At 72.2% G+C, this 21727-nt stretch carries 24 protein-coding genes; 16 read left to right on the top strand and 8 right to left on the bottom strand.

All coding sequences use genetic code 11. The features are described 5' to 3' along the window. Positions 1-259: 259 nt before the first annotated feature. On the top strand, positions 260-973 hold the full coding sequence (locus ACQEUX_RS09525; protein WP_433044301.1) for a hypothetical protein: 714 nt from the start codon (positions 260-262) through the stop codon (positions 971-973). A gap of 65 nt (positions 974-1038) precedes the next feature. Here ACQEUX_RS09525 and ACQEUX_RS09520 read toward each other — a convergent pair whose 3' ends face one another. Beyond that, on the bottom strand, positions 1039-2667 hold the full coding sequence (locus ACQEUX_RS09520; protein WP_433044298.1) for an alkaline phosphatase D family protein: 1629 nt from the start codon (positions 2665-2667) through the stop codon (positions 1039-1041). Between the two features lie 86 nt (positions 2668-2753). Then, a complete protein-coding gene (locus ACQEUX_RS09515) occupies positions 2754-4121 on the bottom strand; it encodes a hypothetical protein (RefSeq protein WP_433044295.1) in 1368 nt (455 codons plus the stop codon). 295 nt (positions 4122-4416) lie between these two features. On the opposite strand from ACQEUX_RS09515, the gene ACQEUX_RS09510 reads away from it, so the two are divergent. From ACQEUX_RS09510 to ACQEUX_RS09495, 4 genes are all read left to right on the top strand, one after another. Beyond that, positions 4417-4725 carry a MazG-like family protein gene (locus ACQEUX_RS09510; protein WP_433044292.1) on the top strand — a complete coding sequence of 103 codons (309 nt, stop codon included), beginning with the start codon at positions 4417-4419 and terminating at the stop codon, positions 4723-4725. A 1038-nt stretch (positions 4726-5763) separates the two neighbouring features. After that, a complete protein-coding gene (locus tag ACQEUX_RS09505; RefSeq protein ID WP_433049719.1) occupies positions 5764-6321 on the top strand; it encodes a hypothetical protein in 558 nt (185 codons plus the stop codon). 587 nt (positions 6322-6908) lie between these two features. Then, a complete protein-coding gene (locus ACQEUX_RS09500) occupies positions 6909-7883 on the top strand; it encodes a pirin family protein (RefSeq protein WP_433044289.1) in 975 nt (324 codons plus the stop codon). A gap of 97 nt (positions 7884-7980) precedes the next feature. Continuing rightward, entirely contained in the window at positions 7981-8649 is a 669-nt protein-coding gene (locus ACQEUX_RS09495) for a hypothetical protein (RefSeq protein WP_433044286.1), read from the top strand. Positions 8650-8903: 254 nt separating this feature from the next. On the opposite strand, the gene ACQEUX_RS09490 is transcribed toward ACQEUX_RS09495, so the two are convergent. Both ACQEUX_RS09490 and ACQEUX_RS09485 read right to left on the bottom strand, forming a co-directional pair. Next, positions 8904-9569 carry a DUF1345 domain-containing protein gene (locus tag ACQEUX_RS09490; RefSeq protein WP_433044283.1) on the bottom strand — a complete coding sequence of 222 codons (666 nt, stop codon included), beginning with the start codon at positions 9567-9569 and terminating at the stop codon, positions 8904-8906. A 42-nt stretch (positions 9570-9611) separates the two neighbouring features. Beyond that, positions 9612-9884 carry a DUF2795 domain-containing protein gene (locus tag ACQEUX_RS09485; protein ID WP_433044280.1) on the bottom strand — a complete coding sequence of 91 codons (273 nt, stop codon included), beginning with the start codon at positions 9882-9884 and terminating at the stop codon, positions 9612-9614. A 158-nt stretch (positions 9885-10042) separates the two neighbouring features. Here ACQEUX_RS09485 and ACQEUX_RS09480 point away from each other — a divergent pair, with 158 nt between their 5' ends. From ACQEUX_RS09480 to ACQEUX_RS09450, 7 genes are all read left to right on the top strand, one after another. Beyond that, positions 10043-10453, top strand: coding sequence for a DUF2267 domain-containing protein (locus ACQEUX_RS09480; protein ID WP_433044277.1), 411 nt, complete (start codon positions 10043-10045; stop codon positions 10451-10453). 239 nt (positions 10454-10692) lie between these two features. Further along, positions 10693-11718 (top strand): TerC/Alx family metal homeostasis membrane protein, encoded by a 1026-nt coding sequence (locus ACQEUX_RS09475; protein WP_433044274.1) that lies wholly within the window; start codon positions 10693-10695, stop codon positions 11716-11718. A 73-nt stretch (positions 11719-11791) separates the two neighbouring features. Then, positions 11792-12391, top strand: coding sequence for a sulfite oxidase-like oxidoreductase (locus tag ACQEUX_RS09470; protein WP_433044271.1), 600 nt, complete (start codon positions 11792-11794; stop codon positions 12389-12391). Positions 12392-12398: 7 nt separating this feature from the next. Beyond that, entirely contained in the window at positions 12399-13163 is a 765-nt protein-coding gene (locus tag ACQEUX_RS09465) for a ferredoxin reductase (RefSeq protein ID WP_433049716.1), read from the top strand. 35 nt (positions 13164-13198) lie between these two features. Continuing rightward, entirely contained in the window at positions 13199-13492 is a 294-nt protein-coding gene (locus ACQEUX_RS09460; protein ID WP_433044268.1) for a DUF6510 family protein, read from the top strand. Positions 13493-13532: 40 nt separating this feature from the next. Beyond that, positions 13533-13949: a hypothetical protein gene (locus ACQEUX_RS09455; RefSeq protein WP_433044266.1), complete on the top strand. Its 417-nt coding sequence runs from the start codon at positions 13533-13535 to the stop codon at positions 13947-13949. Further along, entirely contained in the window at positions 13946-14317 is a 372-nt protein-coding gene (locus ACQEUX_RS09450) for a hypothetical protein (RefSeq protein WP_433044263.1), read from the top strand. The genes ACQEUX_RS09455 and ACQEUX_RS09450 overlap by 4 nt, the downstream gene beginning before the upstream one ends. An 81-nt stretch (positions 14318-14398) precedes the next feature. Here the strand turns inward: ACQEUX_RS09450 and ACQEUX_RS09445 are convergent, their stop codons facing one another. After that, positions 14399-14959: a CGNR zinc finger domain-containing protein gene (locus ACQEUX_RS09445; protein WP_433044260.1), complete on the bottom strand. Its 561-nt coding sequence runs from the start codon at positions 14957-14959 to the stop codon at positions 14399-14401. A gap of 124 nt (positions 14960-15083) precedes the next feature. Here ACQEUX_RS09445 and ACQEUX_RS09440 point away from each other — a divergent pair, with 124 nt between their 5' ends. The 3 genes from ACQEUX_RS09440 to ACQEUX_RS09430 all read left to right on the top strand — a co-directional run bounded on the left by ACQEUX_RS09440 (position 15084) and on the right by ACQEUX_RS09430 (position 18077). After that, positions 15084-16088: a LacI family DNA-binding transcriptional regulator gene (locus ACQEUX_RS09440; RefSeq protein ID WP_433044257.1), complete on the top strand. Its 1005-nt coding sequence runs from the start codon at positions 15084-15086 to the stop codon at positions 16086-16088. 56 nt (positions 16089-16144) lie between these two features. Continuing rightward, entirely contained in the window at positions 16145-16672 is a 528-nt protein-coding gene (locus ACQEUX_RS09435) for a GNAT family N-acetyltransferase (protein ID WP_433044254.1), read from the top strand. A 103-nt stretch (positions 16673-16775) separates the two neighbouring features. Next, on the top strand, positions 16776-18077 hold the full coding sequence (locus ACQEUX_RS09430) for an NAD(P)/FAD-dependent oxidoreductase (RefSeq protein WP_433044251.1): 1302 nt from the start codon (positions 16776-16778) through the stop codon (positions 18075-18077). Between the two features lie 24 nt (positions 18078-18101). Here the strand turns inward: ACQEUX_RS09430 and ACQEUX_RS09425 are convergent, their stop codons facing one another. From ACQEUX_RS09425 to ACQEUX_RS09415, 3 genes are all read right to left on the bottom strand, one after another. After that, positions 18102-19199 carry an AI-2E family transporter gene (locus ACQEUX_RS09425; protein ID WP_433044248.1) on the bottom strand — a complete coding sequence of 366 codons (1098 nt, stop codon included), beginning with the start codon at positions 19197-19199 and terminating at the stop codon, positions 18102-18104. Positions 19200-19253: 54 nt separating this feature from the next. Beyond that, on the bottom strand, positions 19254-20048 hold the full coding sequence (locus ACQEUX_RS09420; protein ID WP_433044245.1) for a spermidine synthase: 795 nt from the start codon (positions 20046-20048) through the stop codon (positions 19254-19256). A gap of 115 nt (positions 20049-20163) precedes the next feature. Then, entirely contained in the window at positions 20164-21141 is a 978-nt protein-coding gene (locus tag ACQEUX_RS09415) for a DUF2267 domain-containing protein (protein WP_433044242.1), read from the bottom strand. Positions 21142-21341: 200 nt separating this feature from the next. Here ACQEUX_RS09415 and ACQEUX_RS09410 point away from each other — a divergent pair, with 200 nt between their 5' ends. Next, positions 21342-21656: a hypothetical protein gene (locus tag ACQEUX_RS09410; RefSeq protein ID WP_433044239.1), complete on the top strand. Its 315-nt coding sequence runs from the start codon at positions 21342-21344 to the stop codon at positions 21654-21656. Positions 21657-21727 lie beyond the last annotated feature (71 nt).

The following is a 21727-nucleotide window of genomic DNA, read 5'->3' as shown; positions in this document are numbered from 1 at the left end:
CCGCATGCCACCGTGCTCGGGTCCTTTGCTCTGCTTCAACGGACGCAACACGTCCCCTTGAGCTTGCGGATGGGCGATTTCGGCCCGATTCCCGGGGGTGACCGGGACCGCACCTCGGCGGCCGGCTGGCATATCCGGAATGCCCGACACGTGAACCTGGTTGTGTCCCCCGTACCGCCGGAGCCCAAACCCTTTCCGCGGTCATCTCCCGAGGAGTGTTCACCCCGGAGCGCTCCGCACGATCGAAAGGGCAACCATCGTGAAGGTCGACTTCACTCGATGGCTCCCCGCCATCGCTAAGGACTCGTACCGCAAGACCGCGCTGAGCGTTGCGGGCGTGGCCGCCCTCGGTGGCCTGGCACTCGCGCCGACGGCAGCTGCCGCCCCGGTCACCTCCGGGCCGCACCAGGGCGCCGTGGCCGCCATCGACCTCGCCACCGGCAAGGCCGCCACCTCGGCACGCCAGGAGGACCAGCCCGTCGAGTCCGGGCTGACCACCGGGTCCGCCACCGGCAAGCCGCCGGCCGGCAAGCCGAGTCGCGACCAGCTGATCCCGCACGGCATCGAAGGCGCACAGTCGCGTGTTCCGCTCGACGACGCGCAGCTCGCCAACGCCCGGGCGATCGTCGACGCGGCCAAGAAGACCGGCGTCGGTGACCGGGGCGCGGTGATCGGCGTCGCCACCTCGCTGCAGGAGTCGAAGCTGTACAACCTCGGCCACCTCGGCGCGTACAACGACCACGACTCGCAGGGTCTGTTCCAGCAGCGCCCGTCGTCCGGTTGGGGCACGCCCGACCAGATCACCGACCCGGAGTACGCCGCCACAGCGTTCTTCACCGCACTCAAGAACATCGGCGGCTGGCAGGATCTGCCGCTGACCACCGCCGCGCAGACCGTCCAGGTCTCGGCCTACCCGTACGCGTACGCGCAGTGGGAGGAGCAGGCGGCGGACATCGTCCAGCAGCTCTGGTGACACCCGAACACACGACGCCGGCCGGCTCCCGACCAGGGGGCCGGCCGGCGTCGTCGTGTCCAGGATCAGGCCAGCGGAGCGGCCTCCCTCCGCAGCTTCGCGGAGCCGGCGCCCACTGACCAGCCGGCGACCCAGCGACTGGTGCTGGAAGCCCGGGTCCGGTCCGCCAGGTGGTACCAGTCCATCCGGCACCGCTGGCGGGTCACCTCCAGCACGCCATAGCCGTGCCCGTCCAGCTCCGTCCAGCGCACGTGCGGGTTCGTCGAGCGGAGGAGGCCGGCGCCCAGCGTGCTGAGCGCGTTGCCGGCCGGCAGGCCGAGGAAGTCGTTGACGTTGTCGCTGGTCACCGATGGCACCACGAACTCGGCGGCGGCCGGGTTGTCCAGCCCCGTGGAGCGGGTGGTCACCTCGTTCGCCCAGGAGGTGTGGATGTCACCCGTGAGGAACACGACGTCCCGCGTCCCGGTGGCGCGCACGTGGTCGACCAGTTCGTTGCGGTCGGCGTTGTAGCCGTCCCACTGGTCGGTGTTGAGTACCGCGCCGTTCTGCGGAATGCCGAGCAGGGCACCCAGCGGGCCGAGCAGCCAGGCGGGCAGCGCGCCCACGTCCACCCTGGCGATCATCACCGGGTTGCCCACCAGCTTCCACCGGGCGGTGGACGCGGCCAACCCGGCCTTGAGCCACGACATCTGGCTGTCCCCCGTGATGGTGCGCCCCGGGTCGTCCACCGCCGTACCGGACGCCTGCTGCGAGCGGTACGTGCGCAGGTCCAGCATGGACAGCTCGGCGAGCCGGCCGAAACGCAGCCGCCGGTAGATCGCGCCGTCCACGCCGGTGCGCACCGGCATCCACTCCAGGTACGCCTGCCGGGCCGCCGCGAGCCGGTCACTGAACGCCCCCTCAACGCCCGGCGTGTGGTTCTCCGCGCCGCCCGACCACTGGTCGTTGGCCACCTCGTGGTCGTCCCAGGTGATCACCCAGGGCAGCGCCGCGTGCAGTGCCTGCAGGTCCGGGTCGGTCTTGTAGAGCGCGTGCCGGACCCGGTAGTCGGCGAGGGTGAGCACCTCGTGGGCGGGCCGTACCGCGCGGACCACCGTGCCGCCCGCGTCGAACTCCCCGGTGCCGTACTCGTAGAGGTAGTCGCCCAGGTGCACCACCAGGTTGAGGTCGCCGCGTTCGGCCAGGTGCCGGTACGCCGCGAAGAACCCGGCCTCCCAGTTCGCGCAGGACACCACGCCCAGACGCAGCCGGTCGATCTCGGCGTCGACCGGCGGCGCCGTCATCGTGCGGCCGGCCGGCGACCAGCCGTCCGCGTGGCCGAACCGGTACCAGTAGGTGGTCGCCGGTGCCAGGCCGCTCACCGCCACCTTCACCGTGTGGTCCCGGGTCGGACCGGTGTGCTGCGTCCCGGCGGCCACCACCGTGGCGAAGTCCGGGTCGACGGCGACCTGCCAGGTCACGTCCACCTCGGGGCCGATGCCGGAGCCGGGCTGCGCCTCGGCGGTCGGGGTCAGCCGGGTCCAGAGCAGGACGCCGTCCGGCAGTGGATCGCCGGAGGCGACCCCGTGTTGGAAGGCGCCGTCGGCAGCGTGGGCCGGGCGGCCGCCGGCGAGGGTGGCGCCGGCCAGGACGGCGGTGCCGGCGGAAGCACCGGCCATGCGCAAGAGGGTACGACGGTCGAGGGTGTTCGTCATGGTCTATGTGTCTACCGTCGACCGTGGCCCGTGCGCTGCCCCCGACGACGAGTGTTCGCCGACCCGTCGTCGGGGGTTCCGCTTGGTCAGCAGGCGGGGTAGAGGCGACGGGTGCCGGCACCTGCGGCGTACGCGGCTCGGTCGCTGAACCGGCAGCCGTAGTCGGGCCGGGCCACCACCGCCGGATCGGTCACCGTGTCGCCGGCCGGGCGCTTGCCGGTGCGTACCCAGGACACCAGGTCGTCCCAGGCGGCGCCGGCCTCGGCCGGGGTGAACTCGCAGTGCTGCGTGGCCCGGATGGCCCGCTGCACCAGCAGCCGGCTGCGGCCGTGCCGCGCCACGTCCGTGGCGTACGCCTGCTCCATGCTGAACGGCACGAACAGGTCCCCGAGGCCGTGCAGGCTGAGCACCGGCGCGGTGGGGCGGCCGGCGATCCGCGGCACCTCGGTCAGCGTCGGGAGAAGCCGCTGTCGGACGTTCTCCGGAGCGACCCGCTGCACGGCGGCGTTGACGTCGACCGGGCTGTTCGGCGTGTAACGGGTGAGCAGGTTGGTGGAGAGCTGACCGGGCCGCTGGGCCGGGGAGTCACCGCCGCTGGTCACCGTGATCGAGAAGAGGAAGTCCTTCCACACCGCGAACGCGGCGTCCGCGCCGGGGCGCGGCCCGCCCGAGCGGTTCACCGTGATCGCCCGCAACTGCTTGCCCCGGTCCGTGGTGGTGTCCGGGCCGGTGGGGGTGAGCCCGGCCAGACCGAGGGCCACCTGGATACGGGGTACGGCGTTGGTCAGGTAGTCGGCCGGCGTCGGGTACGCCGGCACCCCGGCGAGGGCCTGCGCGACCAGGTTGTAGTCGAGGTAGAAGTCGAGCAGCGTCTGGTCGCCGAGCACCCCGCACATCGGCAGCGCCCCGTCGTAGGAGTTGGGGTACTGCTCCAGGGAACGGCCGATGACGTACCCGCCCATCGACACCCCGGCGAGGTAGGTGTGGTGCGGTCGGCGGACCGTCCGGCCGAAGTGGTCGGCGAGATCCCTGGTGCCCAGCACCCCGGAACGGATGTCGAAGCCGTTGCGGTCGTACGAGGACGACGCCCAGGCGTACCCCTGTTCCAGCAGACGCTGGCGCAGCCCGAACCCGGGCGGTTCCGGCGAGAGCACCGTCCCCTGGCCGCGGTAGCCGTGCGCCCACAGCACCAGGTCGCCGTTCCACCGGGCGGGGACCTCGATGATGTACCCGGCGTGGCGGTGCACGCCCTGGCGTACCGTCGTCGGTTTGCCGCCCACGACCAGCGGGGCCAGCGGCGGATTCTCGATGGTGTACCCGGGCAGCGGCTGGCCACCCCTCGGGTCGTGATCGGTGGCGCCGGCCGGCGCGGCGCCGGCCAACCCGACCGCAAGGGTCAACGTCGCGGTGGCGGCGAGCAGACGGCGGAGGGTACGAGTGGGTGCGGACAGCATCGATGCTCCCCATCGGACGGATGTCGCCCGGGGGCGACCAGGCGGGACGGTTGCCTACCGGCCGGTAGCGCCCTGAACCTAGGACCGCCGTCGACCAGTGTCAATGGAGTCGCTGATCGGTTGGTCAAGCGCGACTGTCCGGTCGATCAGGCCGGGCCGTACGCTGTGACGGCTCGCCCCGTCACCGCCGGGCCGACCGGCGACTTCTCGTCGGCCAGGCACCCGTCGCTGGCCGGTGCCGAACCGCCGTACCCGGCTGTGCGGGCCGCTGGGGCGGTCGGGTTGACTGGTCGCCGTGGACTCGATCTGGGAGGCGGCCCGGGTGTCGCGCAGCTGGTTGGACACGGCGAACGGCACCGGGCGGACGGAACTCACCTGCCGCATCCTCAAGGTGACCGAGGAGGCGGGGGAGGCGTCGGCTGCCTGGATCGGTCTGCTCGGGCAGAATCCGCGCAAGGGTGTCACCCACACCCGCGACGACGTCGCGGCGGAGCTGGCGGATGTCGCCTTCACCGCCCTGGTGGCCATCGAGAGCCTGGGACTGGACGCGCAGACGGTCCTGGACGCCTGCGCCGCAAAGGTCCGCTCCCGCCTCGCGGGGTGAGAGTCCTCCCGGCACCTCAACCGGCCTGACCCGACCGGCCTGACCCGACCGGCCTGACCCGACCGGCCTGACCCAACCGGCCTGACCCAACCGGCCTGACCCAACCGGCCTGACCCAACCGGCCTGACCCAACCAGCCTGGTTCGATCGGCCTGGCGCAACCGCCCGGCTCAACGGCCGCCCGCCCGCCCGCGCCAGTTCTGCGCCAGTTGCCTGGCCGCCGATCACCCGGCAGGTGCCCGGCTCGCCCGTACGCACCTGGCGACCCGTTCGTCTGACCACGGGAGCGGGTGCCGAGCTAGTTGTTCGGCGGGCCGACGTGCCCGGCCCGCCACGTACCCTCTCACCCCCCAGAGGCCCGATGACGTCGGTTTTGTCTGCTTCCGGGCGCGGTGCCGTGGTCGGCGGGTTCGTGATCAACTCCGGATTGCGGATGTCGCGGTATCCCGGGCTCCCGGATACCCCCGTTTCAGCGATCCGGAGTGAATCAAGCCCGCGTGTGGCGGCCCGAGGCCGCCTGGGTGGGGCCGCCTGCGTGTTTTGTCCGGTGTCGGGGGGGGTGTGGGTTGTGACCGGTGGCACCCGTGGCCTGGAATCATGGCCGGGCCGGGGTCGTTACATATCCTGACGATCGCAGCACCACCCGCCCGCCGCCCGGCCTCCCGGGTTGGAATGCCGGGCCTCGTGTGGTCGTCACGAACGACCGCCCGGCCGCGCTGCCATTCAGCCGCCCGGGGGAATGACCTCCGGCCCCCGGTCGTTACGGTCCCCACGAACGACCGCCCGGTCACCGCCTCCATGAGGGTGCCGATGGGCCGCCCGGGGAATGGCCCGCGGCCCCCGGTCGTTACACCTGGACCCGGCGCCATGAGCCCCCGCTCGTAGGCCGCCGACCCCGGCGCCGAGACACAGCGTAGGCGCCGACCCCCCGAAGACTTTTCCCTTGGATTTGATGCGCCCGGACGAGGTGCTCACCCTGCTGGTGCCGACCCCCTATCGGCGCGTGCGGGTGTCCTTACCCCCGAAGGAGCTAACCCTCATGAACACGATCATTCGTAAGAGCATGCTGTCCGTTGCTGGTCTCGCGTTCGCCGGTGGTGTCTTCGCCGGTCCGATCGCCGCCCACGCCACCCCGGTCGATGCCAAGCCGGTCGCGGTCGCCATGCAGACGGCACCCAAGCCGCAGGGCGACCAGTCGCACATCACCCTGAACGACGAGCAGACCGCCAACGTCAAGGCGATCATCGCCGCGACGAAGAAGGCCGGTATGCCCGAGCGGGCCGCGGTCATCTCCATCGCGACGAGCCTGCAGGAGTCGAAGCTGGAGAACCTGGGCCACCTCGGCGACATGAACGACCACGACTCGCTGGGCCTGTTCCAGCAGCGCCCGTCCTCGGGTTGGGGTACGCCGGAACAGATCACCGACCCCGCCTACTCCACGACCGCGTTCCTCAAGGGCCTCAAGCAGGTCGACGGGTGGCAGGACATGCCCCTGACCGACGCCGCGCAGACCGTCCAGGTCTCCGCCTACCCGGACGCGTACGCCCAGTGGGAGCAGCAGGCCACCGACCTGGTCGCCCAGCACTGGAACAGCTGACCCACCGCACAACACCGAGCACGACACCGACTGGCCGGCACCCCACACCCGGGGTGCCGGCCAGCGGCATATCCGCACCCGAGGACCATCAATCTTGGACAGTTTCCGTTCGCGCCGAACGGAAACTGTCCAAGATTCGTGTCGGCGACGAAGCGGAGTGACGTGATCGGCGCGGCGCGATCCGATCGGCTGGCGGGTACGTACCTCCCGGTGGGGACCGGCGGAAGGAAGGCCGCGCAGTGGGGTACGGCACGGAGGGCGAACCGGAGGCTGAGCCGGAACCTTCCGTGACGAGGTGTCAGGCCGGCGTTGGTCCAGCGGTGTACGCATGCTGGTGGCTGCCGCCCGCGCGGGTTCGTGTGGGAGCCGGCGCCGGCTCGGTGGTGGTACACGACGAACGCTGGGACGGGGTGGCCGCGGGCGCGGTGCTCGGTACGCCCGGATGGGACCGCGGCCGAGCGGCTCTACCTCGACCTGGCCGCGGGCGCGAACAGCGTGACGCTGTCCTCCAGCACCCGCTGGGCACCGGTCGACGACCCTGCCAGAAGCGCTGCGGCCGGGGGCGGGCGTGAGCGTACAGTCGGGCGGTGGAGCGTACTGAATCAATGCTGGCGCAGACCCGACCCCCTGGTGTGGCCGACGTTGATCCCGGCAGTGTGCTGCTGCCCGGCCACGACGTGCCGTTGGGTCGGTACACCACCGTGCGGCGGTTGTTGCCGCAACGTCCCCGCCGGATGGTCGGCGCGTGGTGCTTCGTGGATCATTTCGGCCCGGACGATGTGGCGCAGCGGCCCGGCATGGAGGTGCCGCCGCACCCGCACACCGGGCTGCAGACGGTGACCTGGCTGCTGGACGGCGAGATCCTGCACCGGGACAGCCTCGGCAACGTCCAGCCGATCCGGCCCGGTCAGCTGAACGTGATGACCTCCGGGCGCGGCATCGCCCACTCGGAGCGGTCGCCGGCCGTCCACCCGCCGGTGATGCACGGCGTGCAGCTCTGGGTGGCTCTGCCGGACCCGGCGCGGGCCGGAGCGGCGGACTTCGCGCACCACGCCGACCTGCCGCGCTGGCGTGACGGTGATCTGGACTTCACCCTGCTGGTCGGCGAGTTCGCCGGGGAGTGGTCGCCGGCGGTGGTGCACACCCCGCTGGTGGGCGTGCAGCTGGAGCTGGCCGGCGAGGCGCCGACCACGCTGCCGCTGCGACCCGACTTCGAGTACGCGCTGCTGGCGATGTCCGGGTCCGCCGAGGCGGCCGGTGTCGGGTTCGAACCGGGTGCGCTGCTCTACCTGGGCTCGGGTCGCCGCGAGCTGACCGTGCGCGGCGGGGCCGGTGCCCGGTTGCTGCTGCTGGGCGGCACGCCGTTCGAGGAGCCGCTGGTGATGTGGTGGAACTTCGTCGGCCGCTCGCACGAGGAGATCGCCGCCGCCCGGGAGGACTGGATGGCCGGCGACGAGCGTTTCGGTGTGGTGGCCGACGACCCGGCGCCGCCACTGCCGGCGCCCGCCCTGCCCACCACCCGCCTCAAGGCCCGCGACCGCACCGGCGGCCTGCACGGCTGACGTCTCCGCCCGGCCTGCGCAACCGGCACCACGCCCGGCGGGCCTACAGTCCGGGGCGGCCCGCGTGTGACCGAGCGCAGCGCGGGTAGTCGCCGGCATGCCGACCACTTTGATCACTCCCGTGGAGGATCGGAAGCGCCTGGCGCGCCGGCTCGCCGGCAGCGGGCGGGGCTTCGCCGAGCAGTACGGGTTTCGGGTCACCAACAACCCGGCGAGCCTGTTCCAGGTGCTGTACCTCTCGGTGCTGCTGGCCCGTCGTGGCGATTTCCGCCGGGCGTTGGACGGGGCGCGGGCGTTGCGCGACGAGGGGTGGGACAGCGCGGCCCGGCTGGCCCGTTCGCTGCACGAGGACCGGGTGCGGGTGCTGCGCGCCAACGGCCAGCGTGGTGACGTGGGCGCACTGGCCGACGTGCTGGGGGACCTGGCCCGCACGGTCGTCGAGCGGTACCGGGGGGATCTGCGCCGGTTGCGAGCGCTGGCGCACCACGACCCGGTCCGGGAGCGGGCGCTCCTCGCCGAGTTGCCGGGCGTGGACGGCCAGGTCGTCGACCTGTTCCTGCGCGAGGCGCAGGCGCTGTGGCGGGAGGTGAGCCCCGTCGCCGACCGGCGGGCGCTGGTTGCCGCCCGCCGGCTCGGGCTGGGCAGGTCGGCGGACGACCTGGCGGGCCTGGCCAGTGGCGAGTCGGAGCGGCTCGCCTGGCTGGTGGGGGCGCTGGCTCGGGTCGAGCTGGAACACCGGTACGCGGAGGTGACCGGTCGGCCGTGACGTGCCCTGGCCCACACTTCGCCAAAATCTGACCAAACGGAGGATGTCCTGTCGTATGGTTGGGCCCGGCAGTGCTGGCCGCTCGGTTCGGGTGGCCATCCACCGCCTGGTGACTGCGGCCGGTTCGGACGCGGTTCACCGCCTGGGCAGGCTTGCGTGGCGCCCTAGGTCGCGGTTCGTGACCAGGGGCGCCCGCCTGTCCCGGCGCTCCAGTCGGCCTCGCCCTGTGTCGTCTCCCGGCCCAGCGCGGCCGTTCAGCGGGCCAGACCCGCCAGCAGGTTCACGGTCACGGCGATGATGAACGCCCCGAACAGATACGACACCATCGAGTGCCGCAGCACCGTGCGCCGCATCTCGTTGCTGGTCAGGTTGGTGTCGGAGACCTGGAACGTCGTCCCGATGGTGAACGCCACGTACGCGAAGTCGGAGTAGCACGGCGGCTCAATCTGGTTGAAGTTCACCCCGCCGTCCCGGCCGGTGTAGTAGATCCGGGCGTAGCGTGCGGCGAACACGGTGTGTACCACCAGCCAGGAGAGCACCACGCTGAGCACGCCCAGGCCGCTGTGCAGTTCCCGGCGTACCCCGGGTGGCGAGGTCTGCGCGCTGGCCACGACCAACCCCACGGCCAGCAGGCTGGCCAGGCAGGCGACGAGTAGCAGCACGTCCCGGATCGCCCGGTTCGGGTCCTCGTGTACGGCGAGCCGGGCGGTCCGGTCGGCGTTCATCGGCCAGAGCTTGTGCCAGACCAGCACCAGCCAGCTCAGCGCGCCCACGTCCCAGCCGGCCAGCGCGGCGAGCGGCAGTGGTAGCAGCATCGCGAACACGGCACCGGCGATGACGCCGACCACTCCCACCACGGCGAGCTGCACCGCGGCCGGGAAGTGCACGTCCGGCGGCCGAGCCTGACCGGTGCCGGTCATCCGCGCCGCCCACCTGTCCGAGATGTGGCCGCCACCGGCGGGTCAGATGCCGCGCAGGTGCTGCGAGACCCGGTTGTGCTTCGTGTCCCGGGCCTGCTCGGCCCGCTGTGCGGGACCCACCTCCGGTGCCGCCTCGATCCCGGCCGACCGTGCCACTTCGGTGCCGTTGGCGTAGTCGACCGGGGGCAGGGCGCGCAACGCCTTCAGCACGTCCGGCGGAGCACCCTCCCGTTCGGCCTCGCGGACCACGTCGTCCTTCTCGGCCGGGTAGTCCAGGCTCGACAGGTACTGCAGGACGTCCGCGTAGCTCGCCATGGCATGGGCTCCCTCGGGGCATTGATGTGGTCACGACCGGCGGCGGTTACCCGCCCGCCGGTCGGTCACGCCCGGCTCGCCGGATGAATCCCCGCGTCGTTTCCACCCCGGCGTCGCGGGTATCCGCAGGCGCCGACGCGAGCCCGAGGGAGTACGCGATGAACTACGACACCTTCATCGACCAGGTTTCCCAGCGCACCGCGACGTCGTCCGAGCGGGCGGTCGAGCTGACCCGGGCCGTGTTGGAGACGTTCGCCGAGCGGCTGACCGGCGGTGAGGTCCTTGACCTGGCCGCCCAACTGCCTCAGCCGCTGCAACTGATGCTCAAACCGAGCCCGAGCACCGAGCAGGCGGACCGGTTCGGAGCGGCCGAGTTCGTCGCCCGGGTCGCGGGGCGTGCCGGTGTGGAGGAGCCCGCCGCTCGCGACGCCGTCCGGGCGGTCTTCACCACCCTGCGCGAGGCGATCACCGGCGGCGAGTTCGATGACGTGGCCACCCAGCTGCCACGTGACTTCCGGGGCCTGGTGGAGCAGGCGATGGCCCCGGGAGCGACGCTGCGTCGTGGGTGACGGCACAAACGTGGCCCAGGGTGTCAGCATTCGCCCCGAGCGTGCACAGCGGTTGGTCAGGGCAACCATCAATGTCCCGTTTGGCGTGGCGATTCAGGCTGGCCTAACCTTGTGGTGCGAGGGGAGTACTTCCCACGAACCATTCCGGTCAGTACGGCGCGCCCGGCGCGCCTCGGGTGGTTGCCCATCATGTGGTGGGTGAAGGAGACCTCGAACATGATGGTGTTCGAGGAGACCCAATGACCGATGTGTCGTACCTGTCCGCCGCCAGTGACCTGTCGTCGGTCGGCACGCCCACCCTCTGGGTGGTCACCATCGCCGGCGTGCTCCTCCTGCTGGTGCTGGACTTCCTGGTGACCCGCCGCCCGCACGAGGTGTCCATGCGGGAAGCCCTCGGCTGGTCGGCGTTCTACATAGCTCTGCCGCTGGCGTTCGGCGGCTGGATCTGGGCCCGCTACGGCTCGGAGCAGGGCGTCCAATACCTCACCGGTTACCTGGTGGAGAAGTCGCTCTCGGTCGACAACCTCTTCGTCTTCATGCTGCTGCTGGCCGCGTTCGCGGTGCCGGCCGTGCTCGCCCAGCGGGTGCTGCTCTACGGCATCGCCGGCGCACTGGTGCTGCGGGCGGTCTTCATCGCCCTCGGCGCGGCGGCCCTGCAGACTCTCGACTTCGCCTTCCTGCTCTTCGCGATCATCCTGATCGCCACCGCGGTGAAGCTGCTGCGCGACGCCCTCTCCGGGCACCAGCAGGAAGTCGACATCAACAAGATGCGCTCGGTGAAGCTGCTGCGCAAGATCATGCCGGTGGTCGACGACTACCACGGCACCAAGATGACCATCCGGCAGGGCGCGCAGCGGGCACTCACCCCGTTCGCCCTGGTGGTGGTGGCGGTGCTGGCCACCGACGTCGTCTTCGCCGTCGACTCGGTGCCGGCGGTCTACGGCATCACCGAGGACCCGTACCTGGTCTTCGCCACCAACGCGTTCGCCCTGCTCGGCCTGCGGGCGCTCTACTTCGTCCTGCACGCGGCGCTGAGCCGGCTGGTGCACCTCAGCTACGGCCTGGCCATCATCCTGGCGTTCATCGGCCTCAAGCTGGGTCTGCACTGGGCGCACGGGATCTGGGACAGCGTGCCGCAGATCCCCACCCTGGCCTCACTCGGCGTGATCATCGGGGTGCTGGTGGTGGTCACCCTGACCAGCCTGCGCGCCACTCGCGGCGGCGACCTGCCCGAGGAGCGCAAGGTCGTCGCGGAACGGCACTGACGCCGCGCCGAGGCGACGAGGGGGTACGCGGGAAACACCCCGCCCCGCCCGACGCGGGTGGTACGACTGTGCAATGGGAATCGTGTCACCGGGCTTTCAGGGTCGGCCCCGATCACAGGAGCCGGCCCTGCCACCCGGTCAGTACCTGACCGAGGACTTTCCGGTGCTCTCGGCCGGCCCGACGCCCCGGGTGTCACTGGATACCTGGGAGTTCGTCATCGCCGCCGAGAACGGCAGCGAGCACCGGTGGTCGTGGCAGGAGCTGATGGCCCTGCCGCAGGAGACGCCAATGGTGGACATCCACTGCGTCACCCGCTGGTCCAAGCTCGGCACCACCTGGCAGGGCGTCTCACTGGACACCCTGCTCGCGGGCGTGGACACGGGCGCGCACTTCGCGCTCGCGCACTCCTACGGCGGATACACCACCAACCTGCCGCTGGACGATCTGCGCGGAGGCCGGGCCTGGGTGGTGCACACCTTCGACGGCGCGCCGCTGCCGGCCGAGCACGGCGGGCCGGCGCGGCTGCTGGTGCCGCACCTGTACTTCTGGAAGTCCGCGAAGTGGGTGCGCGGGATCCGGCTCAAGACGATGGACGAGCCGGGGTTCTGGGAAACCGCCGGGTACCACGACTATGGCGACCCGTGGCGCGAACAGCGGTACCAGGGTGACTGAGCGCGCCGTGGCGACGAGCACCCCGCCCCGCGTGCCCAACCGGTGGCACGTCAGCCGGCTGGTGGAGCGCCGTGTGGAGACACCGACCGCGCAGACCCTGGTGCTGGAGGTGCCGGACTGGCCGGGGCACCTGCCCGGGCAGCACGTCGACGTGCGACTGACCGCGCCGGACGGCTACCAGGCGGCACGGTCGTACTCGGTGGCCGGGCCGGTGGTGGACGGCCCCGGCGGCCCGCGCATCGAGGTGACCGTCCAGCGGGTGCCCGACGGCGAGGTGTCCCCGTACCTCATCGATGTCTTCGCCGACGGCGATCCGGTGGAGGTACGCGGACCGCTCGGTGGCTGGTTCATCTGGCGGCCGGAGGAGGCCGCGCCGGTGCAGCTCGTCGCCGGTGGCTCCGGCATCGTGCCGTTGATGGCGATGATCAGGGCTCGGCGGGCCGCGGGCAGCAAGGTGCCGTTCCGGCTGATCTACTCGGTGCGCACGCCGCGTGACGTGATCTACGCCGACGAGCTGCGCCGCCGGGTCCGCGACGACTTCGGCCTGGACGTGGCGTACGTGTACACCCGCGAGGCGCCGGAGGACTGGCGCGGTGAGCCGCACCGGATCGGGCTGGCCGACGTCAACACGCACGGCTGGCCGCCGGACCTGGAACCGCTCACGTACGTCTGCGGCCCGACGGCGTTCGTGGAAACCGTGGCCGACCTGCTGGTGGGTGTGGGCCACCCGTCGCGGCGGGTCAAGACCGAACGCTTCGGCCCCACCGGCTGACCGCCCGCTCGCTCCCGTTAGGTCGAGGAGATTCGATGACCGAGATGTCGTACCTGGACGGCAACATGCTCGACGGCCCGATGCGTGAGCTGTTCACCGTCGACGTGAGCACCGCGATGGGCCGTTGCGAAAACTGTGGGATGACCGGCTCGATGGCCAGCCTGCACGTCTACTCGCAGGCTCCAGGTTTGGTCGCGCGCTGCCCGTCCTGCGAGGCGGTGATGCTGCGGCTGGTCCGTGGGCCCGACCGGGCCTGGCTGGACATGCGCGGCACCACCTTCCTCCAGGTCCCGATGCCGATGGAGCAGCCGTTCCCCCGCCCGCTGTGACGGATCGTTCGGTGTCGCACGGCTGAGGCAGACTGGCCGGATGAGCACCGGGCGATGGGGTGGCGTTCCCCTCGCGGTCCGGCTCGTCGTGTCGGCCACCGTGCTCGTCTTCGCCTACGGCACAGTGGTGCACCTGCTTCAGTTGCTCGTTCCCGAACTGGGGCCGCAGCTGGCCCTGCCCGGGTGGCTCACGTTCTACTTCGTGTCCCTGACGCTGTGGGATCCGTTGGCGGCGCTGCTGCTGGCCGCTCGCCGGGTGGAGGGGCTGGCGCTGGGATGCGCGGTGCTGGCGACGGACACGGCCGCCAACTGGTACGCCAACTACGTGCTCGACCCGGCGGTCGGCGTCACCCCGGGCCGGATCGGGCAGGCCGTCATCACCGCCCTGGCCGTCGTCCTCGTCGCGCTCATCCCATGGCTGACGCCGTGGTTCGCCCGGCCCAAGATCCGGCGGTGACACTGCCGTGGCTCAGCCCGAGTAGCGGGCGGCGACCGTGGCGAAGGCGGCCTTGGGCTCTGATCACGAGCAGTCCCGCTCTGCGCGCCTGCTACGTCGACACCGTCACCACGATCGAGGGCCCACTCGCCGACGCCCTCATCGAACGCTGTCCAGACCTGGACCGGCTGACCGCCCAGGTGCTGTCCGCCAGCGTCGGCGCGGTCGCCAGGGTCGCGCTTCGGCAGTGGTGGGAGGCCGCGCGCGAGTTGCCATCGATGCCTGGTTTCGTCGTGCCGTCCGGATCGCTGCCAGACCTGGCGCGAGCCGCGCTGACGCCGCTCGTGCCGGCACTCGACGCGGCCGCGACACGAGCACGGCGCGAATGATCGACTCCGTTTCGCCGAAGTCGGGGTTTCCGAGCGTTCGTGACACCCCGACTTCGGCGGAACCGAGTCGAGCCCGGGTCTCTAGGAGGGCGCGCGGCCCGTGCGGACGGCGTACGCCCGCTTCATCTTGATGTAGTTGCCGCAGCCGGCCATCGAGCACCAGCGGCGGGCCTGGTTGCGGGAGGCGTCGTAGTACGCCCAGCGGCACGTGTCGCGGGCGCAGGCCTTGAGTCGCCGCCAGGATCCGTCCTCACCGCACTGGCGGATGGCGTCGACCAGCCCGGCCACCGCCTGGTCCAGGGCGGTGCCACCGGCGGCGATCAGCCGGTGGCCGTCGTCGGTGAAGCGCGGCGCGACCGGCATTCCCGCCAGGGCCCGGTTGAGGCGGTCGAGCGCGGCGGGGTCGGCACGGTGGCCGGCGTGACCGAGCAGCACCGCGCGCAGGCCCTCCCGGACCGTCACGGCCGCGTCGAGGTCCGCCGGCCCGAGGTGTACGCCGGCCGGGACCAGGTGCCGCTCGACGAACCAGTCGCGCAGCCGGTCCGGGCTGGTCAGCGTCTCGTCATCGATCTGCGGTTCGAAGGTGTTCACGAAGTCCCGAACCAGTCGGGCAGCGGCTGGCACCACCGCGTCGTCGTCCACGACCACTACCCCTCCCTTTCACACCACCGTACCGCCTTGACAGGTGTGAAATCGCCTGCGAGGGTCGGAACTACACCGGTGAAGCTGTTTTGCTGGTGTGACATCTGTCGGGGGAGGGCGGGTCGTGGCTTCCACGCTCAAGGACGTGGCGCGGCTCGCCGGAGTGTCGGTGAAAACCGTCTCCAACGTGGTCAACGGCTACCCCCACGTGAGCACCGACGTGCGTCGCCGGGTCGAGGCCGCCGTCGCCCAGCTGGGCTACCGGCCGAACGCGTTCGCCCGGACCCTCCGGACCGGGCGCACCGGCGTACTCGCCCTCGTCCTGCCCGACGCCGACCTGCCGTACGCCGACGACCTCACCCGCGAGGTCGTCCACGCGGCCGGACGACGGGGCTACCGGGTCGTCGTCGAGCGGGGGTCCGACGACGAGCGCCCACCGTCGGGGCTGGACGACGCCCGACCGATGCCCGTGGACGGCGTCCTGGTCGGTGCGCCGGGTGAGCTGACCCAGGCGCTGACCGGCGGTGGTCGTCCCGTCGTGCTGATCGGGGAAGGAGCCTCCGACCAGCGGTGCGACCGGGTCCGCGTCGACGTCGCCGGGGCCGCCGAGGACGCGACCGCCCACCTGCTCCGCACCGGCCGCCGGCGGATCGCCGCGATCGGTGGGTGCCCGCCGGGGCCCGCCGGTGTGCCGCAGCCGGGCACGGCCGGCTACCACCGGGCGCTGCGCGAGGCCGGGCTGACGCCGGTGCCCGGGCACCTGCTGCCGGCCCGGCGCCACCGCCGGGCCGACGGCTACCGCGCGGCCCGCGACCTGTTCGCGGGCCCGGTCCGCCCGGACGCGATCTTCTGCTTCTCCGACCCCCTCGCGATCGGTGCGATGCGAGCCGCCTTCGACGTCGGGCTGCGCGTCCCCGCCGACGTCGCCGTGATCGGCGTCGGCGACATCGAGGAGGGGCGCTACTCGCGGCCCAGCCTCAGCACGGTCGCCGTCGACACCGGGTTTCTCGCCCGGGAGGCCGTGGCCCGACTCACCGCCCGGATCGGCCAGCCCGACGCGGCCGTGGCCGAGGTCGTCGCGCCGCACATCGTGCTGCCCCGGGAGAGCACCGAGGTCCCGGCGCGCTGACCTGCTCCGGCATGCGGTTGGACAACGGCCGTGGCGGTCGGTCAGAGTGGTCCGCCGTGAGATACCTACGCACCGGTGGTCCCGCCGCGATCCGGCGGCCCCGGCCCACCGACTCGGAGGAGTTCGTCGCCGCCGTGCGGCGCAGTCGGGACCTGCACCACCCGTGGTTGGCCGCGCCGGCCAGCCCGGAGGAGTACGACCATTATCTGAGCCGGGTCCGCCGCCGGGACAGCGCCGGCTACCTGATCTGTGACCGGGCCAGCGGCGAGATCGCCGGTTATGTGAACATCAGTGGAATCGTGCTGGGTGCACTGCGTGGTGGCTATCTGGGGTATGCGGCGTTCGAGCCGTACAGCGGAACCGGCCACGCCTCGGCGGGCATCGCCATGGTCATCGACCATGCGTTCACCACGGTCGGCCTGCACCGGCTGGAGGCGAACATCCAGCCGGGCAACGAGCCGTCCCGGCGGGTGGCCCGCAAACTCGGTTTCCGACTGGAGGGCTTCTCCCCGGACTACCTGTTCATCGACGGCGCCTGGCGCGACCACGAGCGGTGGGCGATCACCGCGCCGACACCGACCTGACGGGCCCGCCCCGGGTGTCCGCCGCCCGCCGCCGAGCTGACGGTGGGCGACGGGCGACGGGCATTGGACGTTTGTCCCGGCCTTCGACGGGAAACGGGCCGCAATGACGAAACCTCGTGTGGTGATCGTGGGGGCCGGGTTCGCCGGTTACCACGCGGCGAAGACCTTGAGCCGGATCGCCCGGGACCGGGCCGAGATCGTGGTGCTGAACTCGACCGACTACTTCCTGTACCTTCCGCTGCTGCCCGAGGTGGCGGCCGGGGTGGTCGAGCCCAGACGGATCGCTGTGCCCCTGACCGGGACGCTCAAGGGCGTACGGGTGGTGGTCGGCGAAGCGGACCACGTCGACCTGCAGAACCGCTGGGTCGGCTTCACCCAGGCGGAGGGGGAGAAGAACCGGCTGGCGTACGACCGGCTGGTGCTCGCCGTGGGCAGCGTCAACAAACTGCTGCCCATCCCCGGGGTGACCGAGTACGCGCACGGCTTCCGCGGCCTGCCCGAGGCCGTCTACCTGCACGACCACATCATCCGCCAGGTCGAGTTGGCCGAGCAGGCCGAGGACCCGGCCGAGCAGCAGGCCCGGGCCACGTTCGTGGTGGTCGGGGCGGGCTACACCGGCACCGAGGTCGCCGCCCACGGGCAGCTGTTCACCGACGCGCTGCACGCCCAGCGACCCCGGCTCACCGTCCGCCCCCGCTGGATGCTGCTCGACGTCGCGCCCCGGGTGCTGCCGGAGCTGGACAAACGGATGTCGGACACCTCGCACAAGGTGCTCAACCGGCGTGGTGTGGACGTCCGGATGGGCACGTCGGTGGCCGAGGCGACCTGCGACGGGGTGAAGCTCACCGACGGCGAGTACGTGCCCACCTGCACGCTGGTGTGGTGTGTGGGGGTGCGCCCCGATCCTTTCGTCAACGAGCTGGGCCTGCGCACCGAGAAGGGGCGGTTGGTGGTCGACGAGTTCCTCAACGTCCCCGGCTACCCGGAGGTGTTCGCCTGTGGCGACGCCGCCGCGGTGCCCGATCTGACCCACCCCGGGCAGGTCTGCGGGATGACGGCCCAGCACGCGCAGCGGCAGGGCAAGCTCGCGGCGCACAACATCGCCGCGTCGTACGGCTTCGGCCGCCGAAGGCCGTACAAGCACCATGACCTGGGCTGGGTGGTCGACCTGGGCGGCAAGGACGCGGCGGCGAACCCGTTGCAGGTCAACCTGGCCGGGCTGCCCGCCAAGGCGGTCACCCGGGCGTACCACCTGTTGGCGATGCCGGGAAACCGCGCACGGGTCAGCGCCGACTGGGCACTGGACGCCGCGCTGACCCGGTCGGCGGCCCAACTGGGGCTGGTCCCGGCGAACGCGGTCCCGTTGGAGAGCACCTCTCCCGAGGTCACGACCCGATCCCGCTGAGCACGCACCACCCGTTCCGGCCGGTCAGCCCTGCGGGGCGGGACCGGCCGGTCGGCGTGACTGCGCGGCCGGGCCAGCCGGCGGGGCGGGCCGCAGCCGGCGGGGGCCGTACTCGCGTACCAGGGTCTGGACGATGCCGGCGGCGGGGATGGCCAGCAGCGCGCCGAGCAGGCCGGCGAGCTCCGCCGCGAGCAGCACACTGATCAGCACGGTCAGCGGGTTGAGCCGGACCGCGCGGGACAGGATGAGCGGCTGGAGGAGGTGGTTCTCCACCTGCTGGTAGACCACGAAGAAGACCAGCACCACCACCCCGGCGGTGGGGGAGTGCAGGAAGCCGGCCCCGGCCGCGATCACCGCGCCGAGCGTCGCGCCGACCAGCGGTATCAGGTCGGCCACCGCCACCAGCAGGGCGATCACCGCCGCGAACGGCACCCCGGTGAGGGCCAGCACCACGAAGGTCAACACCCCGCAGACCACGCTGATCAGAAGGTTGCCGGTGAGGTAGCCGGTGACGGTGCGCGACACCTCCCGGCCCACCCGGCGCAGCCGTTCGCCCTGGCCGTCCCCGGCCGCCGCGAGCACGGCACCGGTGATCCGCGGTGTTTCCAACACCATGAGGTACGCCAGCACGATGACCGTGACCAGCCCGGCGACCGTCTCCACGACACCGCGCAGCACGCCGACGGCGGGTTGGCGCAGCCGGGTGCCCAGGTCGCGTAGCTGCTCGGAATGTTCGGTGACGTAGCGGTGCGCGCCGGTGCGCTCCAGCAGTCGCCCCAGCGGGCCCTCGCCGGCGCGTGCGTCGCGCAGCAGCCCCGGCGCCCGGTCGGCGAACCGGCCCAGCTCCTGGAACAACGGCACCAGGATGAGGGTGGCCAGGATCGCCAGCAGCACGAACGCGGTGAGGAACACCAGCAGCGTGGCCAACGCCCGGCGCCGAACGAAACGGCGTTGCAGCCGGTCGACGAGGGGCTTGAGCGCGACGGCGAAGAACGCGGCGACCACGGCCCAGACCAGCACCCGGCGGGTCGCGTACACGAAGGCCAGCGCGAACGCGGTCGCCAGCACCAGACCGATCACGATCAGGGTCCGGCGGGCGGTCACCCGATCGGCGTTGCTCACCCGCCGCGCCTTCCCCGCGCTCGCCGTCGAAAACCCGGCATTGCGGGACGGCGGTCAGCGGCGCCCGGTCTCGTCGGCGTCGCTGACCGGGTGGGCGCCGGCGACGAACGTGTCGAGGGCGGTGGCGTGCAGGAGGCCGCCGGGCACCGGGTCGCGCAGGGCGGCCACCGCCAGCCGAGCGACCGGCAGCCCGCCAGGGCGGGACGTCGCGGCGAGCACCAGGTTGCCGTAGCGCCGGCCGCGCAGCATCCGCCGGTCGCCGAGCACACACATGTCGGCGAATACCGCCCGCAACGTGGCCACCTGCACGCGGGTGCCCACCAGTGGCGGCAGGTCCGTGACGTTGACCAGGTACACCCCGTCGGGGCGCAGGGTGCGGGCCACCTCGGCGGCGAACTCGACGGTGCGTACGTGCCGGGGCATCCGGGCCGCCCGGTAGATGTCGGCGATCACCAGGTCGTACTCGCCGCCCGGGGTGGCGGTCAGCGCGTCCCGGGCGTCGGCGACCTCCACCCGCACGTCGGGCGGCAGCGGCGGCAGCTCCCGGGCGACCAGCTCGACCACGGCCGGATCCCGCTCGACGACCCGTTGCGCGGAGCCGGGACGGGTGGCGGCGAGCCAGCGGGGCAGCGTCAACGCGCCGCCACCCAGGTGCAGAACGCTCAGCGGGGCGCCGGCCGGTGCCGCCACATCCACCGCCGAGGCGATCCGCCGGACGTACTCGAAGTGCAGGTGCCGGGGATCCTCGACATCCACGTACGACTGCTCGACACCGGCGGACAGCAACGTCCGCCCGGTCCGGCGGACCGGGTCGGCGACCAGCTCCAGCCGGTCGGCGGCGCGGTTCATGCCGGGCACGCTAGCCGAGCCCACGATCGACCCCGGCGGTGGCCCGGCACGACCGACGGGCCGGCGGAGCGGGGGTTGCCCCCGCCCGCCGACCCGCTCGTGCCGCTGTGGTCGGTCAGCCGCCGGCCATCCCGGCCCCCACCTCGTCGATCGCGTCGTCGATCTGGTGGGCGAGGTCCACGTCGAGCGCGGTCACCCCGTTGGCCTGGTTGGTCCGTACGGACAACACGGCGGCGGTGCCCCCCGGCCGTCCGATGCTCGGGCCGCGGCCGGTGTCCTCGCGCAGCTGGTCGAGCCGGGCGAGCACCCGGTCCAGATTGTCCGGGGGCAGCGCGACGACCCGGTAGAGGGCCTGGCTGTCGCCGGCCCAGTACGGCAGGTCGTCCAGCGCCGCGTCGATCTCGTCGGCGTCCAGGGTGGGAGTCGTGGTGGAGGCGCCAACGAGGCCGCCGCCGGCCTCCGGCGGATTCAGCAGGTCACGCAACCCGTCGGGTACGTGCAACGACTCGACCAGGTCGCCGTCCTGCTCGGCGAGCGCGGCGAGCGTCGCCTCGGCCTGGTATCGGGCCTGCTCCGGGGTGTTGCCGCTGATCCGGCTCACCTCGGACAGGAAGCCGGGTAGGTCACGGTGCCGTTCGATCCCGTCGACGGGCAGCACGTCGTGCAGGGACGACGGCACCGCGGCCAGCAGCCGCTGCCGCTCGGCCGCCTCCAGGGCGAAGGCGAGGACCAGCACGGTCGCCTCGGTGCCCACCTTGGCCGTCCTGAAGTCGACCCCGGCCCGGCGCCGGACCTCGTCGACCAGGTCGTGGTAGCCCATGGTGCTCACGCCGGCCGCGCCGCTCGGCGGGGACGGCTGCGGCCTCGGGTTCTCGGCGCTGCCGACCGGCGGTGGTGCGGGCCCGCCACGCGTACTGTCCGGTTTGTGCGTTCCGGCCGGCGGCGGGCCGGCCCGCTTGCCCTGGTCGAGGCTCGTGAGCTGCTTGGAGGCGCTCAGGCTGGCGCCGAACTCGCTGGGCTGGCGACCCTGTTCGCGGGCCTGCCGGGCCAGAGCCCGGCGCCTCTGGTTGTCGCCCTCCATCTGCTTGCGCATGGTGGCACCCCTTCCGCTGGGGATCGTGGCTGCGCCCGTCGCCTTCCCGTCGTCTCGGGAGCCGAAACGGACGCTGCCGGCCGGGTCGGGCCGACGTCCGCGGCGCTTCATCCGCCAGGGGTGAGGGGTGCTCACCCGCACGGGCCGCAGGATCGGGTCAGGACCGGAGTTCTTCCGAGGTACGCGGAAGGAAGGTCGTCATGAAACAGATCGTCGAGATCGTCCCCGCCCGGCCCGGCTGGTACGCCCGCTGGCAGCTCACGCCCGAGGTCACCAGGTGTTACCCGGTGAGCCTGTGGGCGCTGCTGGAGGAGGCCGACGGGACTGGCCGCGAAGTGATCGGAATGGACTGCATCGGCCAGTGGCCCGGCGCGGACGACAACGAGGCGGGTGGGCAGTTCGTCCGCTACCTGTACCAGACGCCCGATTCGGGAGAGCCCGAGGACGTCGACCCGATCCCGACCGGCGAGCTGCGCGAGAGCGGACCCCGACTCCAGCCGATGACGGCACCCTAGACATTCCTCCGGCCCCCGACCCCAGGTCCCAGGGTCGGGGGCCATCCCCCCTCGCCGTGGGCGACTCCTGG

Source organism: Micromonospora sp. CA-259024, assembly GCF_050936255.1.
Lineage (GTDB): Bacteria > Actinomycetota > Actinomycetes > Mycobacteriales > Micromonosporaceae > Micromonospora.
The sequence above is the reverse complement of the archived record's forward strand: the minus strand, read 5'-3'. Positions and strand labels throughout refer to the sequence as shown.